Origin of the sequence: Curtobacterium poinsettiae (assembly GCF_047226435.1) — a bacterium.
GTDB lineage: Bacteria > Actinomycetota > Actinomycetes > Actinomycetales > Microbacteriaceae > Curtobacterium > Curtobacterium poinsettiae.
This window is the reverse complement of the sequence record NZ_CP178434.1, coordinates 1,978,109-1,990,923: the sequence shown is the minus strand read 5'-3', so window position 1 is coordinate 1,990,923 and position 12,815 is coordinate 1,978,109. Positions and strand designations below refer to the sequence as shown.

Genomic DNA, 12,815 nt, shown 5'->3' with positions numbered 1-12,815 from the left:
CGCGTCGCGACGGAGCGGCGGGTGGGGTCGATCGGAGGACGCATGCGCGCACCCGGTCGGCTCCGCCCGCTCGTCGCCGAGTCGTGGCAGCGGTCCGCCCGGGTCGACCCGGACGCGGCTCCGGTGCTCGCCCTGGGGGACGACGAACTCGACGCCGCACGGCAGGACGGCCCCCTCGCGACCCTGCTGCCAGTGGTCCGCCGGCTGCTGCTCGACGACTCCCGCTCGGCCGGGTGCGTCGTCGCCGTCGGGGACGCCGCGGGTCGCCTCGTCTGGGTCGACGGCGCCCGGTCCACCCGACGTGCCGCCGAGGACATGGGCTTCGTCCCCGGGGCCGACTGGTCGGAGGAGCGCGTCGGCACCAGCGCTCCCGGCACGGCCCTGCGCCTGGACGGTCCGGTGCAGATCCGGTCCGACGAGCACTACGCGAACGCCGTCAAGCCGTTCTCGTGCACGGCGGTCCCGGTGCACGACGCGAGTGGCGCCACCGTCGGGGTGCTCGACCTGACGGGCGACGACCGCGCCGTCGAGCGGCACACGCTGTCGCTGCTCGCCGCCACGGTCGCCGCCGCCGAGGCCCAGCTCGCCCTGGCCGCGGTCCGACCGCGCGCGCGGACACCCCACGTGCCGGCGGCCGAGCTCACCGTGCTCGGGACCGACACAGCCGTGCTCCGGATCGCCGACCGGCGTCTCCAGCTCTCCGCCCGGCACTCCGAACTGCTCGTCGTGCTCGCCGCGCACCCCGGCGGTCTCGCGGCAGCCGACCTCGCCGCCGCCGTCTACGGCGACCCGGGCGCGGTCGTCACCCTGCGCGCCGAGGTGGTGCGGCTCCGCCGGGTCCTCGCGCAGCACGCGCCGGGCGTGACGGTGACGTCGCGGCCGTACCGGGTGGTCGGAGTCCGGACCGACGTCGACGGCGTGCTGTCCGCGCTCGGACGCGGGGCGCGCCTCCAGGCCGTCGACCGGTACGCCGGACCGGTCCTGCCGGGCTCGGCCGCACCCGGCGTCGACGCGCTCCGTGACCTGGTGCGGCTGCGGTTCCGTGAGTCGGTCGTCGCCGACGGCGGAGTCGACGCCCTGCTCGCGTGGGCACGCACGCCGGACGGCGCGACGGATGCGTTCGTCCTCCGCGCGCTGCTCGCGGTGCTGCCGCGGCGATCGCCGCGACGGGCCGGTCTCGTGGCGGCGATCGAGGCGCTCGAGGGTTCCGGAGACGCTCGGGACGACCAGGCCGGGAGGCGCGCCCCGCGCGATCGGGATCGCTGACGGCGCGCGCTCCCCGGCTCGGTGATCAGGAACCGGAGGCCGGCGCAGGGGTCGTGGTCCCGTCGGGAGCTGCCGGGGCGGGTGCCGTGGCCTTCCCCGTCGCGCCGTCCTCCGGCGGGGTCGGCGCCGAGGGCTTCGCACCCTCCTTCGGCGGGGTCGGCGCCTTCCCGTCGGCGCCCCTCGGCGGGGCGGGGACGGTCGCGTGCGCACCCGCGTCCGGGAGCGCCGTGCAGCCGGGCGCCGTCGCGGGCCCGCCCTCGGGCGGTGCGGGCACCGTCGCGGTGTCGCCGTCGGCCGGAGCCGGGGCCGGGGCCGGGGCCGGCGTGGTCGCGCCGGTCGGCGCGCCGGTCGGGGTGCCCTGCGCCGGGGAGGTCGTGGCTGCGTTCGCCGTGGCGATGCCGAACCCGCCGAGCACCAGGACCGCGGCCGCGGCCGTGCCGATGCCGACCCGTCGCAGGAGCGCCCCGCGTCGTCGGGTGGGAGTGGTGGTCGAGTCGTCTCGTTCGTCGTGCATGGTGGTCACCGTTCGTCTGTCCGAGCGGATCCGGGTGATCCGCCGCTGCAGACGACGCTCGAGTCCGAATCTGAAGCATGCCTGAAGCACAGGGGTTCTCCAGCGTCCTCCATGCTCGGTGGCCGTCGGAGCGCCGTACGGTGTCCGCCGTGCCTGCTCCCGCCCGAATCCTGGTCGTCGACGACGACGACTCCATCCGCACCGCGGTCGCGACCACACTCCGCGCCGAGGGCTTCCTCGTCGCCGAGGCCGTGGACGGACGGGACCTCGTCGACGACCTGCGACGCAGCGCCCCCGACCTCGTCCTGCTCGACTGGATGCTGCCCGGACCGAGCGGCATCGTGCTCGCCGGACGGGTGCGTTCCGCCACGGACGCCGCCGTCGTCATGATGACCGCGCGGGACGAACTCGACGAGCGGTTGCGCGGTTTCGCCGAGGGGGCCGACGACTACGTGGTGAAGCCGTTCGCGATGGCCGAACTGGTCGCCCGCGTGACCGCGGTGCTCCGACGGCGTGGCCGGATCCCCTCGGTCGTCGAGGTGGGTGACCTCGTGCTCGACCCGGACGCCGCCACCGCCCGCCGCGCCGGGGTGCTGCTCGACCTCACCGCGACGGAGTTCCGCCTGCTGCGCTTCCTGGCCGAGAGCCGGGGCCGGACGGTGTCCAAGGGACAGATCACCACCCAGGTGTGGGGGTACGACGACGTCGCGGCGAACGTCGTCGAGGTCCACCTCAGCGCCCTCCGGCGGAAGATGGAGGCGCACGGACCACGCCTCGTGCACACCGTCCGGGGCATCGGGTACCGGCTCAGCGACGAGCGGACCGCAGCGTGAGGGCTGAGGCCGGGCGCCTGCGGACCACCTCGCTGCGGCTGCGGACCGTCGTCGCCATCGTGGTCCTGCTCGCCGTCCTGCTCGCCGGGCTGACGATCGCGGTCGAGGGGCTGCTCGGCGTCCGGCTCCGCGCCCAGGCCGAGGACCGCCTGCGTGACCGTGCGTCGGCCGCCGCGGCGCTCGTCGGCACCGTCGACGCCGAGGACCTGGCCGACCGGCTCTCCGCGCAGGGACTCTCGGTCCGGATCGTCCAGCCGGACGGGGACGCCGTCGAGGCCGGACCGACCCCGGACCAGCTCCGCGCCGGTCCGCCCGACCCCGGTTCCCTCCCCGTGACGGTCCCACGGGGCAGCGGGGGCGTCGGACGGACACCCACCGATCCGGCCACGCCGGCGCCCGCCGACGACGGCGCCACGATCACGTCGTCGTCGGTTCGCGAGGACGACGGTGTCCTCACCCTGGTGAGCCGGCTCGACGACGGCACCCGGATCACCCTCACCGCCGGCACCCGCGACGTCCAGGACACGCTCGTGCAGCTCGGCTGGGTGATGGGCGGTGCCTCGGCGGCGTTCCTCGGCATCGCCGTCCTCGGCGTCGTCCTGGTCGTCCGACGGTCCCTGCGACCGCTCGACCAGATGGCGACGACCGCGCGGTCGATCGCCGGCGGTGACCGTGGGCAGCGGCTCCGACCCTCGCGCCGCGACACCGAGATCGGTCGCGTGGCCGTCGCCCTGGACGAGATGCTCGACGCGGTCGAGGGCGCCGAGCGTGAAGCCGTCGCCGCAGAGGCCCGCGTCCGGTCGTTCCTCTCCGACGCCGCGCACGAACTGCGGACACCCGTCGCAGGGGTCCGCGCGGCCGCCGACACCCTGGTGCGGGGTGGCGCCGGTGACGACCGGACCCGCGAGGTGCTGGCCGTGCACGTCGTCCGGCAGGCCGACCGGGCAGCTCGGCTCATCGAGGACATGCTCACGATGGCCCGGCTCGACCGCGGGATCGAACTCGACCGGCAGGTGGTCGAGCTCGGGGCGTTCCTGGCGGCCGAGGGAGACCGGCTCCGGCTCCGGCTGCCCACCCTCGAGCTCGACGTCGTCGTGCCCGAGCACCCGGTGGAGGCCGACGTCGACGCCGAGCGGATCGCCCAGGTCCTCGGCAACCTCGTCGACAACGCGGCACGTGCGGGCGGTGCGACGGGACGGGTCGTCGTCAGCCTCGACGACCGCGGACCCGGCCCCGTGGTACGGGTCGAGGACGACGGGCCGGGGATCCCCCTGGAACACCGTGAGCGGGTGTTCGACCGGTTGGTCCGGCTCGAGGCCGCACGGGACGCCCGCTCGGGCGGAGCGGGGCTCGGGCTCCCCATCGCACGGGGCATCGCCGAGGCGCACGGCGGCGGGCTGCGGTACGGCGAGGAAGGCACGCTGGGCGGCGCCGTGTTCGAGTTGTCGCTCCCGGCGGCGACCGGGGTGGTGCGCGCGTCCTGCTAGCCTGGAGTCCTCGCGAGTGTGGTGGAATCGGCAGACACGGGGCACTCAAAATGCTCTGCCTCACGGCGTGCGGGTTCAAGTCCCGCCACTCGTACGAAATTGCTCACGGCGTGCGGGGCAGTTCGGACCCGCGTCCCGCCACTCGTACCAAGCTGCCCATCCGTCTGATCGATCTGCGTGGTCTGGGATGCGGCAGTTCCGTCGTCTAGTAGGCTTTCGTCCGTGAGTGACACAGAAGCAACAGCACCAGCACCCCGTCGCGTCGTCGTCGCCGAGGACGAGTCGCTCATCCGCCTCGACATCGTGGAGATCCTCCGCGACAACGGGTTCGACGTCGTCGGTGAAGCCGGAGACGGCGAGACCGCCGTCCAGCTCGCGACCGACCTGCGTCCCGACCTCGTCGTGATGGACGTCAAGATGCCCCAGCTCGACGGCATCTCCGCAGCTGAGAAGCTGTCCAAGAACCACATCGCTCCCGTCGTCCTGCTGACCGCGTTCAGCCAGAAGGACCTGGTCGAGCGTGCCACCGAGGCCGGCGCGCTGGCCTACGTGGTCAAGCCCTTCACCCCGAACGACCTGCTCCCCGCGATCGAGATCGCCCTCTCGCGGTACCAGCAGATCATCACGCTCGAGGCCGAGGTCGCCGACCTCGTCGAGCGCTTCGAGACCCGCAAGCTCGTCGACCGTGCCAAGGGCCTGCTGAACGAGAAGATGGGCCTCACCGAGCCCGAGGCGTTCCGCTGGATCCAGAAGGCCTCGATGGACCGCCGCCTGACCATGCACGACGTCGCCAAGGCGATCATCGAGCAGCTCAGCGCCAAGAAGTAGCGGACGCCGCAGCACAGCACCGTCGCTCACGGAACGCCGTCGGACCCCCTGGGGTCGGCGGCGTTCCTGCGTCCGAGGGCGGGGCATGGGGCGCGACCACCTGGCAGGCTGGAGGCATGGACGACGTGGTGATCCGGGCCTCCCGGCCTGACGACATGCCGGCGGTGGCCGACCTGCGGTGGCGGTGGAGCGTGGACGAGGGTGGCCGCTCACCGGCGCAGACGCCGGAGGAGTACCGCAGGGCGATGACGGAGTTCGCTGCCCGGCACCGGGAGTCGCACCGGTGCGTCGTCGCCGAGCGGGACGGCGTCGTGCTCGGCATGGCGTGGTTGGCGGTGCACCCGCGGCCGCCGGCGCCGAACGTGGACGGCGACCGGTTCGCCGCCGAGCTGCAGACGGTCTACGTGCACCCGGAGCTGCGCGGTTCCGGCGTCGCCGGACGGCTCGTCACGGCCCTGCTCGAGGTCGCGGACGAACTCGGCGCGGAGCGGACGTCGGTGCACTCGAGCGTGGACGGCGAGCGGCTCTACCGGCGGCTCGGCTTCGGCGACGCCCGCCTGCTGCTGCAGCGGCCGCCCGAGGACTGAGCGGCCGGTCGGCCCGTCGGTCAGCGACGCTCGCGGATCATGTTCGTGATCCGGACGGTGGAGCAGCGGCGACCCTGGTCGTCGGTCAGGACGATCTCGTGGGTGGTGAGCGTGCCGCCCAGGTGGATGGCGGTGCACGTGCCCGTGACCAGGCCGCTCGTGGCACTCCGGGAGTGCGAGGCGCTGAGCTCGATGCCGACGGCGTAGCGGCCGGGCCCGGCGTGCACGTTCGCGGCCATCGACCCGAGGCTCTCCGCGAGGACGACGTAGGCACCGCCGTGCAGCAGGCCGACCGGCTGGCGGTTGCCCTCGACGGGGATCGAACCGACCGCTCGCTCCGCCGAGAGCTCGGTGATGACCATGCCCATCTTCTCGGCCAGCTCGCCCGTGCCGCGGTCATCGAGGCGGGGGTCGATCGTGGTCGAGGTGGTGTCGTCGGTCACGGTCTGCGTCGACCTTCCGTGTCAGCGGGCGTCGGTAGGCTGTCCGGGTGTCGGACTCCGCAAAGCCTACCCTCATGGTCATCGACGGCCACTCGCTCGCCTTCCGGGCCTTCTACGCGCTGCCGGTCGACAGCTTCGTGAACCGCGAGGGGCAGCACACCAACGCGATCCACGGCTTCATCTCGATGCTGCTGATGCTCCTGCAGCGCGAGAAGCCCACCCACCTGGCGGTGGCGTTCGACATCTCCCGGTTCTCGTTCCGCACGCGTGAGTACGCCGAGTACAAGGGCACCCGCTCCGAGACACCGGCCGAGTTCAAGGGCCAGATCCCGCTGCTGCAGCAGGCGCTCGAGGCGATGGGCATCACCACCGTCACGAAAGAGGACTACGAGGCCGACGACATCCTCGCGACCCTCTCCACGCAGGGCTCCGACCAGGGGTACAAGGTCTACGTGGTCTCGGGCGACCGCGACTCGATCCAGCTCGTCAACGACGACGTGACGCTGCTGTACCCGTCGGTCCGCGGTGTCTCCGAACTCACCCGCTACGACCGCGACAAGGTCTACGAGCGGTACGGCATCGAGCCGCACCAGTACCCGGACATCGCGGCCCTCGTCGGCGAGACCAGCGACAACCTGATCGGCATCGACAAGGTCGGCGAGAAGACCGCGGTCAAGTGGGTCACCCAGTACGGGTCGCTCGACGGTGTCCTCGAGCACGCCGACGAGATCAAGGGCGTCGTCGGCAACAACCTGCGTGAGCAGCGGGACCGTGCCGTGCGGAACCGCCGGCTCAACCGCCTGGTCACCGACGTCGAACTGCCCGTCGGTCCGGCCGACGTCGCACTCCGTCCCGTCGACGAGAACGCGGTGCGCGAGCTCTTCGCCAAGCTGCAGTTCCGCACGCTGCTCGACCGCGTGTTCAAGGTCGCCGGGTCGGGCGAGCCCGCAGAACCCTCGGCCGAGGGCACCGTCGACGACGGTGCGCCGACCCCGCCGCCCGTCAAGACCCTGATCGACGAAGAGCTCGGCTACTGGCTCGAACGCCGGAACGCGACCGAGGCGGCGAACGGCTACGGCGTCGCGGTCGAGGTCATCGACGGACGCCTCAGCGCCATCGGCATCGCGACCCACGACGACGCCGTGCTCGTGCCGGGTGGCAGCGGCGCCCAGGACTACGAGCAGCTGTCGGCCTGGTTCGCGTCCGACGCACCGAAGCACTTCCACGACGCCAAGGCCGCGATCAAGGCCCTCGGCACCGCCGGCTTCGTGGTGAACGGCGTCGCCGGCGACGCCCGGATCATGGGGTGGCTCGCACAGCCCGGCAAGCAGGGGCAGCCGCTGTCCGACCTCGTCTACCAGGAGCTCGGCGAAGAACTGCCGACGGCCGACCCGAACCAGCTCGTCCCCGAGACCGACCCGGTCAACGTCGGAGTGCACGCCTGGTTCGTGCTCCGCGTCACCACGGCCCTGCGTGCCCGGATCGACGAGTCGTCGCTGCAGGTGCTCGACGACATCGAGCTGCCGCTCGTCTCGGTGCTCGCGGGCATGGAGACCATCGGCGTCGGCATGGACCGTCCGGTGCTCACGGGCCTGTCGAAGGAGCTGGGGGAGCGCGCCGCCGAGCTGGCGCAGCAGGCGTTCGCCGAGATCGGGCACGAGGTCAACCTCGGGTCGCCGAAGCAGCTGCAGGAAGTCCTGTTCACCGAGCTCGCGATGCCGAAGACCCGCAAGACCAAGACCGGGTTCTCGACCGACGCCGCGAGCCTGGCCGACCTGCAGGAACAGCACCCGCACCCGTTCCTCGGGCTCCTGCTGCAGCACCGCGACGCCACGAAGCTCCGGCAGATCGTCGACACCCTCGACGCCGCCGTGGTCGACGGGCGCATCCACACCCGGTACGAGCAGACCGGCACGAGCACCGGCCGGGTGTCGTCGACCGACCCGAACCTGCAGAACATCCCCGTGAAGACCGCCGTCGGTCGCCGGATCCGCTCGGCGTTCGCGGTCGCCGAGCCGTACACGACGCTCGTCACCGCCGACTACTCGCAGATCGAGATGCGGATCATGGCGCACCTCTCCGGCGACCCCGGGCTGATCCAGGCCTTCAACGAGGGCGAGGACCTGCACCGCTTCGTCGGCGCCCGGGTCTTCGGTGTCGACCCGTCCGAGGTCTCCAACGAGATGCGCACGAAGGTCAAGGCCATGTCCTACGGCCTGGCGTACGGGCTGAGCGCGTTCGGGTTGTCGAAGCAGCTGCGCATCGAGCAGTCCGAGGCCCGCACGCTCATGACCGAGTACTTCTCCCGCTTCGGCGCCGTACGCGACTACCTGCGCAACGTCGTCGAGCAGGCGCGTGAGGACGGCTACACCGAGACGATCTTCGGTCGCCGTCGTCCGTTCCCCGACCTGAAGAGCCCGAACCGGGTGCTGCGCGAGAACGCCGAGCGGGCCGCGCTGAACGCACCGATCCAGGGTTCCGCCGCCGACATCATCAAGATCGCGATGCTCGGGGTCGCCGACGACCTGCGCGACGACGAGCTGGAGTCCCACCTGCTGCTCCAGGTGCACGACGAGCTCATCCTCGAGGTCGCTCCGGGCGAGCAGGAGCGCGTCGAGGAGATCCTGCGCACCCGGATGGGCAACGCCGCCGAGCTGACGGTGCCGCTCGACGTGTCCGTCGGCGTCGGCCGCAACTGGGAGGACGCCGCGCACTGACGCGGGGCCGCCGGCCCTGGTGGTGACGGTCGACGGACAGGAGGCGCGGTGCCAGCTGGCACCGCGCCTCCTGTCCGTCGATCCGCAGCGGCCGTCCGCCGTGGTCCACCTGGGTAGGGTCGAGGGCATGACCGATGACCGTCCTGTCCGCCAGCCGTCCGCCGTCGACCGTGTCGCCGAGGACTGGGTCACCACACTCGTCGATCTCGACCCGACGACCGCCACGTACATCGGGGTGCCGGGGCGCACGGGGGAGTACGGCGACACCTCGCCCGCCGGCGCCGCCGCGCTGGCCGAGGCCGCCCGCGGCACCAAGCGTGCACTCGACGCCGCTCCGGCCGTCGACTCCGTGGACCAGGTGACCAAGGCCGACCTCGGTGCCGAGCTGGACCTCACCGTCGAGTCCTACGAGCGCAAGCTGCACCTCCGCGACCTGAACGTCATCGCGAGCCCGGCACAGTCGGTGCGCGAGATCATCGACCTGATGCCGACCGCGACCGAGTCGGACTGGCAGGACATCGCGAGTCGGCTGCAGGCGCTGCCGGATGCGCTCGAGGGCATCCGCGAGACACTGCTCGAGGGCACGCGTGAAGACGTCACCCCGGCGAAGCGCCAGGTCGCGCTCATCGCCGAGCAGGCGGCGCGCACCGGCGCCGACGGCGGGATGTTCCGTCAGCTGGCCGACTCCGCCGCGTTCGAGGGCGACGTCCCCGTGCCGGAGGCGCTCCGAGCCGACCTGCGCCGCGGTGCCGAGGTCGCGGCGGCGGCCTACCGCTCGTTCGGACAGTTCCTGGAGCACGAGCTGCTGCCGCTGGCCACCCCGGTCGACGCCGTCGGTCGCGAAGCCTACGAGCTGCACTCCCGCCGGTTCCTCGGTGCGGTCGTCGACCTCGACGAGACGTACGAGTGGGGCCTCGAGGAACTCGCCCGCATGCGGGACGAACAGGAGCGCATCGCCGACCGCATCGAGTCCGGCGCGAGCGTGGCCCGCGCGATCGAGGTGCTCGACACCGACCCAGCACGGATCCTGCACGGGACCGACGCCCTGCAGCGGTGGATGCAGGAGACGAGCGACGCGTCGATCGCCGCGATGGCGGGGACGTACTTCGACATCCCGGACCCGATCCGTCGTCTGGAGTGCCGGATCGCCCCCACGCAAGAGGGCGGGATCTACTACAGCGGCCCCTCCGACGACTTCTCCCGTGCCGGTCGCATGTGGTGGTCCGTGCCCGAGGGCGTCACCGAGTTCGGCACCTGGCGCGAGAAGACGACGGTCTACCACGAGGGCGTCCCGGGCCACCACCTGCAGATCAGCCAGGGCGTCTACAACCGCGGCGAGCTGAACACCTGGCGCCGGCAGCTGTCGGGCTCCTCGGGGCACGTCGAGGGCTGGGCGCTCTACGCGGAGCGGCTGATGGAACAGCTCGGGTTCCTCGACGACGACGGCGACCGACTCGGCATGCTCGACGGCCAGCGGATGCGTGCCGCCCGCGTCGTGCTCGACATCGGCGTGCACCTGCAGAAGACGAACCCCGACGGCGGCGGTTGGACGTGGGAGTACGCGCTCGACTTCATGGGGAAGAACGTCAACATGGACCCGGCGTTCGTCCGGTTCGAGGTGGCCCGCTACTTCGGGTGGCCGGGGCAGGCACCGTCCTACAAGGTCGGCCAGCGCGTGTGGGAGTCCATCCGCGACGAGGTCGCCGCGCGTGAGGGAGCCGACTTCGACCTGAAGGCGTTCCACCACCGTGCGCTCTCGCTCGGCAGCATCGGTCTCGACACCCTGCGCACCGCCCTGGTCGGGTGACGCGCCGTCGACCCGCCCGGTTGTGAGGCTTCGGCCGGTGCGGTTAGACTTGTGCGGCGCAATCCGCGCCACTCAATCAATCGCCACGGCGGTGCACCACGGGGGCCGAGTCCCCGCACGCCATGGCCCGACTCATGTCCGTTCGGAGCAATCTCTACATGACAACCACTACGACCAAGGCTCCTAAGCAGGTCGCCATCAACGACATCGGTTCGGCTGATGACTTCCTGGCCGAGGTCGAGAAGACCCTGAAGTTCTTCAACGACGGTGATCTCATCTCCGGCACCGTCGTGAAGATCGACCGCGACGAGGTCCTCCTCGACGTCGGTTACAAGACCGAGGGTGTCATCCCCTCGCGCGAGCTCTCGATCAAGCACGACGTCGACCCCAACGAGGTCGTCGAGGTCGGCGACGAGGTCGAGGCCCTGGTTCTCCAGAAGGAGGACAAGGAAGGCCGCCTCATCCTGTCGAAGAAGCGTGCGCAGTACGAGCGTGCGTGGGGCGACGTCGAGAAGATCAAGGAGTCCGACGGCGTCGTGACCGGGACGGTCATCGAGGTCGTCAAGGGCGGCCTCATCGTCGACATCGGCCTCCGTGGCTTCCTCCCCGCCTCGCTCATCGAGCTCCGTCGTGTCCGCGACCTCACGCCGTACCTCGGCCAGGAGATCGAGGCCAAGATCCTCGAGCTCGACAAGAACCGCAACAACGTGGTCCTGTCGCGCCGTGCGCTCCTCGAGCAGACGCAGTCCGAGTCCCGGACCACGTTCCTCAACAACCTCCACAAGGGCCAGGTCCGCAAGGGCATCGTGTCCTCGATCGTCAACTTCGGTGCGTTCGTGGACCTCGGTGGCGTCGACGGTCTCGTCCACGTCTCCGAGCTCAGCTGGAAGCACATCGAGCACGCCAGCGAGGTCGTCGAGGTCGGTCAGGAAGTCACCGTCGAGATCCTCGAGGTCGACCTGGACCGTGAGCGCGTGTCGCTCTCGCTCAAGGCGACGCAGGAGGACCCGTGGCAGGTCTTCGCCCGCACCCACGCGATCGGCCAGATCGCACCGGGCAAGGTCACGAAGCTCGTCCCGTTCGGTGCCTTCGTCCGTGTTGCCGACGGCATCGAGGGCCTCGTGCACATCTCGGAGCTCTCGAACAAGCACGTCGAGCTCGCCGAGCAGGTCGTCTCGGTCAACGACGAGGTCTTCGTCAAGATCATCGACATCGACCTCGACCGTCGCCGCATCTCGCTCAGCCTCAAGCAGGCGAACGAGGGCGTGGACCCGGAGAGCGACGAGTTCGACCCGGCGCTCTACGGCATGCCGACCGAGTACGACGACAAGGGTGACTACAAGTACCCCGAGGGCTTCGACCCGGAGACCAACGAGTGGCTCGAGGGCTACGACACGCAGCGCACCGAGTGGGAGGGCCAGTACGCGGCCGCCCAGGGTCGTTGGGAAGCCCACAAGGCGCAGGTCGCGAAGACCATCGCCGACGAGGCGCAGGGTGGCTTCGACCTCCCGGCCACGGCTTCCTCGTCGTCGTCGTCGTCCTCGTCGTTCGCCGGCGAGACGGGTGGCGCAAGCCCCCTGGCCGACGACGCGTCGCTCGCTGCACTCCGCGAGAAGCTCAGCTCGACCAACAACTGATCGAGCGGTTCGTCCCGACCGGAAGCCCGGCACCCCTGACAGGGTGCCGGGCTTCCGGGGTTTCCGGGCTTCCGGGTCGTTACCCTGTTGCCGTGCACATCATCGGACTCACGGGCGGCATCGCCGCGGGCAAGTCGACCGTCTCCCGACGCTGGGCCGAGCACGGGGCCGTCATCGTCGACGCCGATCGCCTGGCGCGGGACGCGGTGGCACCGGGAAGCCCGGGCCTGGCACAGGTCGCCGAGCGGTTCGGCGCGTCGGTCATCGCCGCCGACGGCTCGCTCGACCGGCCCGCACTCGGATCGATCGTCTTCGCGGACCCCGCGGCGCGGAAGGACCTCGAAGCCATCACGCACCCCGAGGTGTGGCGGCTCGCGCAGCAGGCGTTCGACGGAGCCGAGTCCGCTGACCCCGACGCGGTGGTGGTCTACGACGTGCCGCTCCTGGCCGAGGCTCGGGGGTCCCGTCCGCTCCGGTTCGAGGCGGTCGTGGTGGTGGACGCCCCCGCGGCGCAGCGCATCGAGCGACTCGTCGAACACCGTGGGATGCCCCGTGACGAGGCCGAGCGTCGGGTCGCCGCCCAGGCGAGTGACGAGGACCGCCTCGCCCTCGCCGACCACGTCGTCGACGCGACCGGGACCCTCGAGCGGACGATCCGCTCCGCCGACGAGGTGTGGGCCCGGATCACGGGATGAG

The 12,815-nt window shown here is 71.6% G+C and carries 11 protein-coding genes and 1 tRNA gene; 10 read left to right on the top strand and 2 right to left on the bottom strand.

Translation table 11 applies throughout. From position 1 onward, the window contains the following. Positions 1 to 42: 42 nt before the first annotated feature. On the top strand, positions 43 to 1,266 hold the full coding sequence (locus ACL00U_RS09440) for a GAF domain-containing protein (protein ID WP_017887236.1): 1,224 nt from the start codon (positions 43 to 45) through the stop codon (positions 1,264 to 1,266). A 25-nt stretch (positions 1,267 to 1,291) separates the two neighbouring features. On the opposite strand, the gene ACL00U_RS09435 is transcribed toward ACL00U_RS09440, so the two are convergent. Continuing rightward, positions 1,292 to 1,780, bottom strand: a complete 489-nt coding sequence (locus ACL00U_RS09435) for a hypothetical protein (protein WP_259552582.1) — start codon at positions 1,778 to 1,780, stop codon at positions 1,292 to 1,294. Between the two features lie 149 nt (positions 1,781 to 1,929). On the opposite strand from ACL00U_RS09435, the gene ACL00U_RS09430 reads away from it, so the two are divergent. The 5 genes from ACL00U_RS09430 to ACL00U_RS09410 all read left to right on the top strand — a co-directional run bounded on the left by ACL00U_RS09430 (position 1,930) and on the right by ACL00U_RS09410 (position 5,515). Further along, positions 1,930 to 2,613: a response regulator gene (locus ACL00U_RS09430; RefSeq protein ID WP_259495636.1), complete on the top strand. Its 684-nt coding sequence runs from the start codon at positions 1,930 to 1,932 to the stop codon at positions 2,611 to 2,613. Next, positions 2,610 to 4,100 carry a sensor histidine kinase gene (locus tag ACL00U_RS09425; RefSeq protein WP_140448083.1) on the top strand — a complete coding sequence of 497 codons (1,491 nt, stop codon included), beginning with the start codon at positions 2,610 to 2,612 and terminating at the stop codon, positions 4,098 to 4,100. The genes ACL00U_RS09430 and ACL00U_RS09425 overlap by 4 nt, the downstream gene beginning before the upstream one ends. 12 nt (positions 4,101 to 4,112) lie before the next feature. After that, positions 4,113 to 4,194, top strand: a tRNA-Leu gene (locus ACL00U_RS09420). 128 nt (positions 4,195 to 4,322) lie between these two features. Beyond that, positions 4,323 to 4,928 (top strand): ANTAR domain-containing response regulator, encoded by a 606-nt coding sequence (locus ACL00U_RS09415; protein ID WP_017887240.1) that lies wholly within the window; start codon positions 4,323 to 4,325, stop codon positions 4,926 to 4,928. Between the two features lie 116 nt (positions 4,929 to 5,044). Beyond that, positions 5,045 to 5,515 carry a GNAT family N-acetyltransferase gene (locus ACL00U_RS09410; RefSeq protein ID WP_017887241.1) on the top strand — a complete coding sequence of 157 codons (471 nt, stop codon included), beginning with the start codon at positions 5,045 to 5,047 and terminating at the stop codon, positions 5,513 to 5,515. Between the two features lie 20 nt (positions 5,516 to 5,535). Here the strand turns inward: ACL00U_RS09410 and ACL00U_RS09405 are convergent, their stop codons facing one another. Next, positions 5,536 to 5,958 (bottom strand): PaaI family thioesterase, encoded by a 423-nt coding sequence (locus ACL00U_RS09405; protein ID WP_017887242.1) that lies wholly within the window; start codon positions 5,956 to 5,958, stop codon positions 5,536 to 5,538. Between the two features lie 74 nt (positions 5,959 to 6,032). On the opposite strand from ACL00U_RS09405, the gene polA reads away from it, so the two are divergent. The 4 genes from polA (at position 6,033) to coaE (ending at position 12,814) form a co-directional block, all read left to right on the top strand. Continuing rightward, on the top strand, positions 6,033 to 8,675 hold the full coding sequence (polA, locus tag ACL00U_RS09400) for a DNA polymerase I (protein WP_412873327.1): 2,643 nt from the start codon (positions 6,033 to 6,035) through the stop codon (positions 8,673 to 8,675). A gap of 127 nt (positions 8,676 to 8,802) precedes the next feature. Beyond that, complete coding sequence (locus ACL00U_RS09395) at positions 8,803 to 10,482, top strand: DUF885 domain-containing protein (protein WP_412873326.1); 1,680 nt, start codon at positions 8,803 to 8,805, stop codon at positions 10,480 to 10,482. A gap of 158 nt (positions 10,483 to 10,640) precedes the next feature. Then, entirely contained in the window at positions 10,641 to 12,119 is a 1,479-nt protein-coding gene (rpsA, locus tag ACL00U_RS09390; RefSeq protein WP_042540921.1) for a 30S ribosomal protein S1, read from the top strand. Positions 12,120 to 12,211: 92 nt separating this feature from the next. Continuing rightward, positions 12,212 to 12,814 carry a dephospho-CoA kinase gene (coaE, locus tag ACL00U_RS09385; protein ID WP_412873325.1) on the top strand — a complete coding sequence of 201 codons (603 nt, stop codon included), beginning with the start codon at positions 12,212 to 12,214 and terminating at the stop codon, positions 12,812 to 12,814. Position 12,815: the final 1 nt, after the last annotated feature.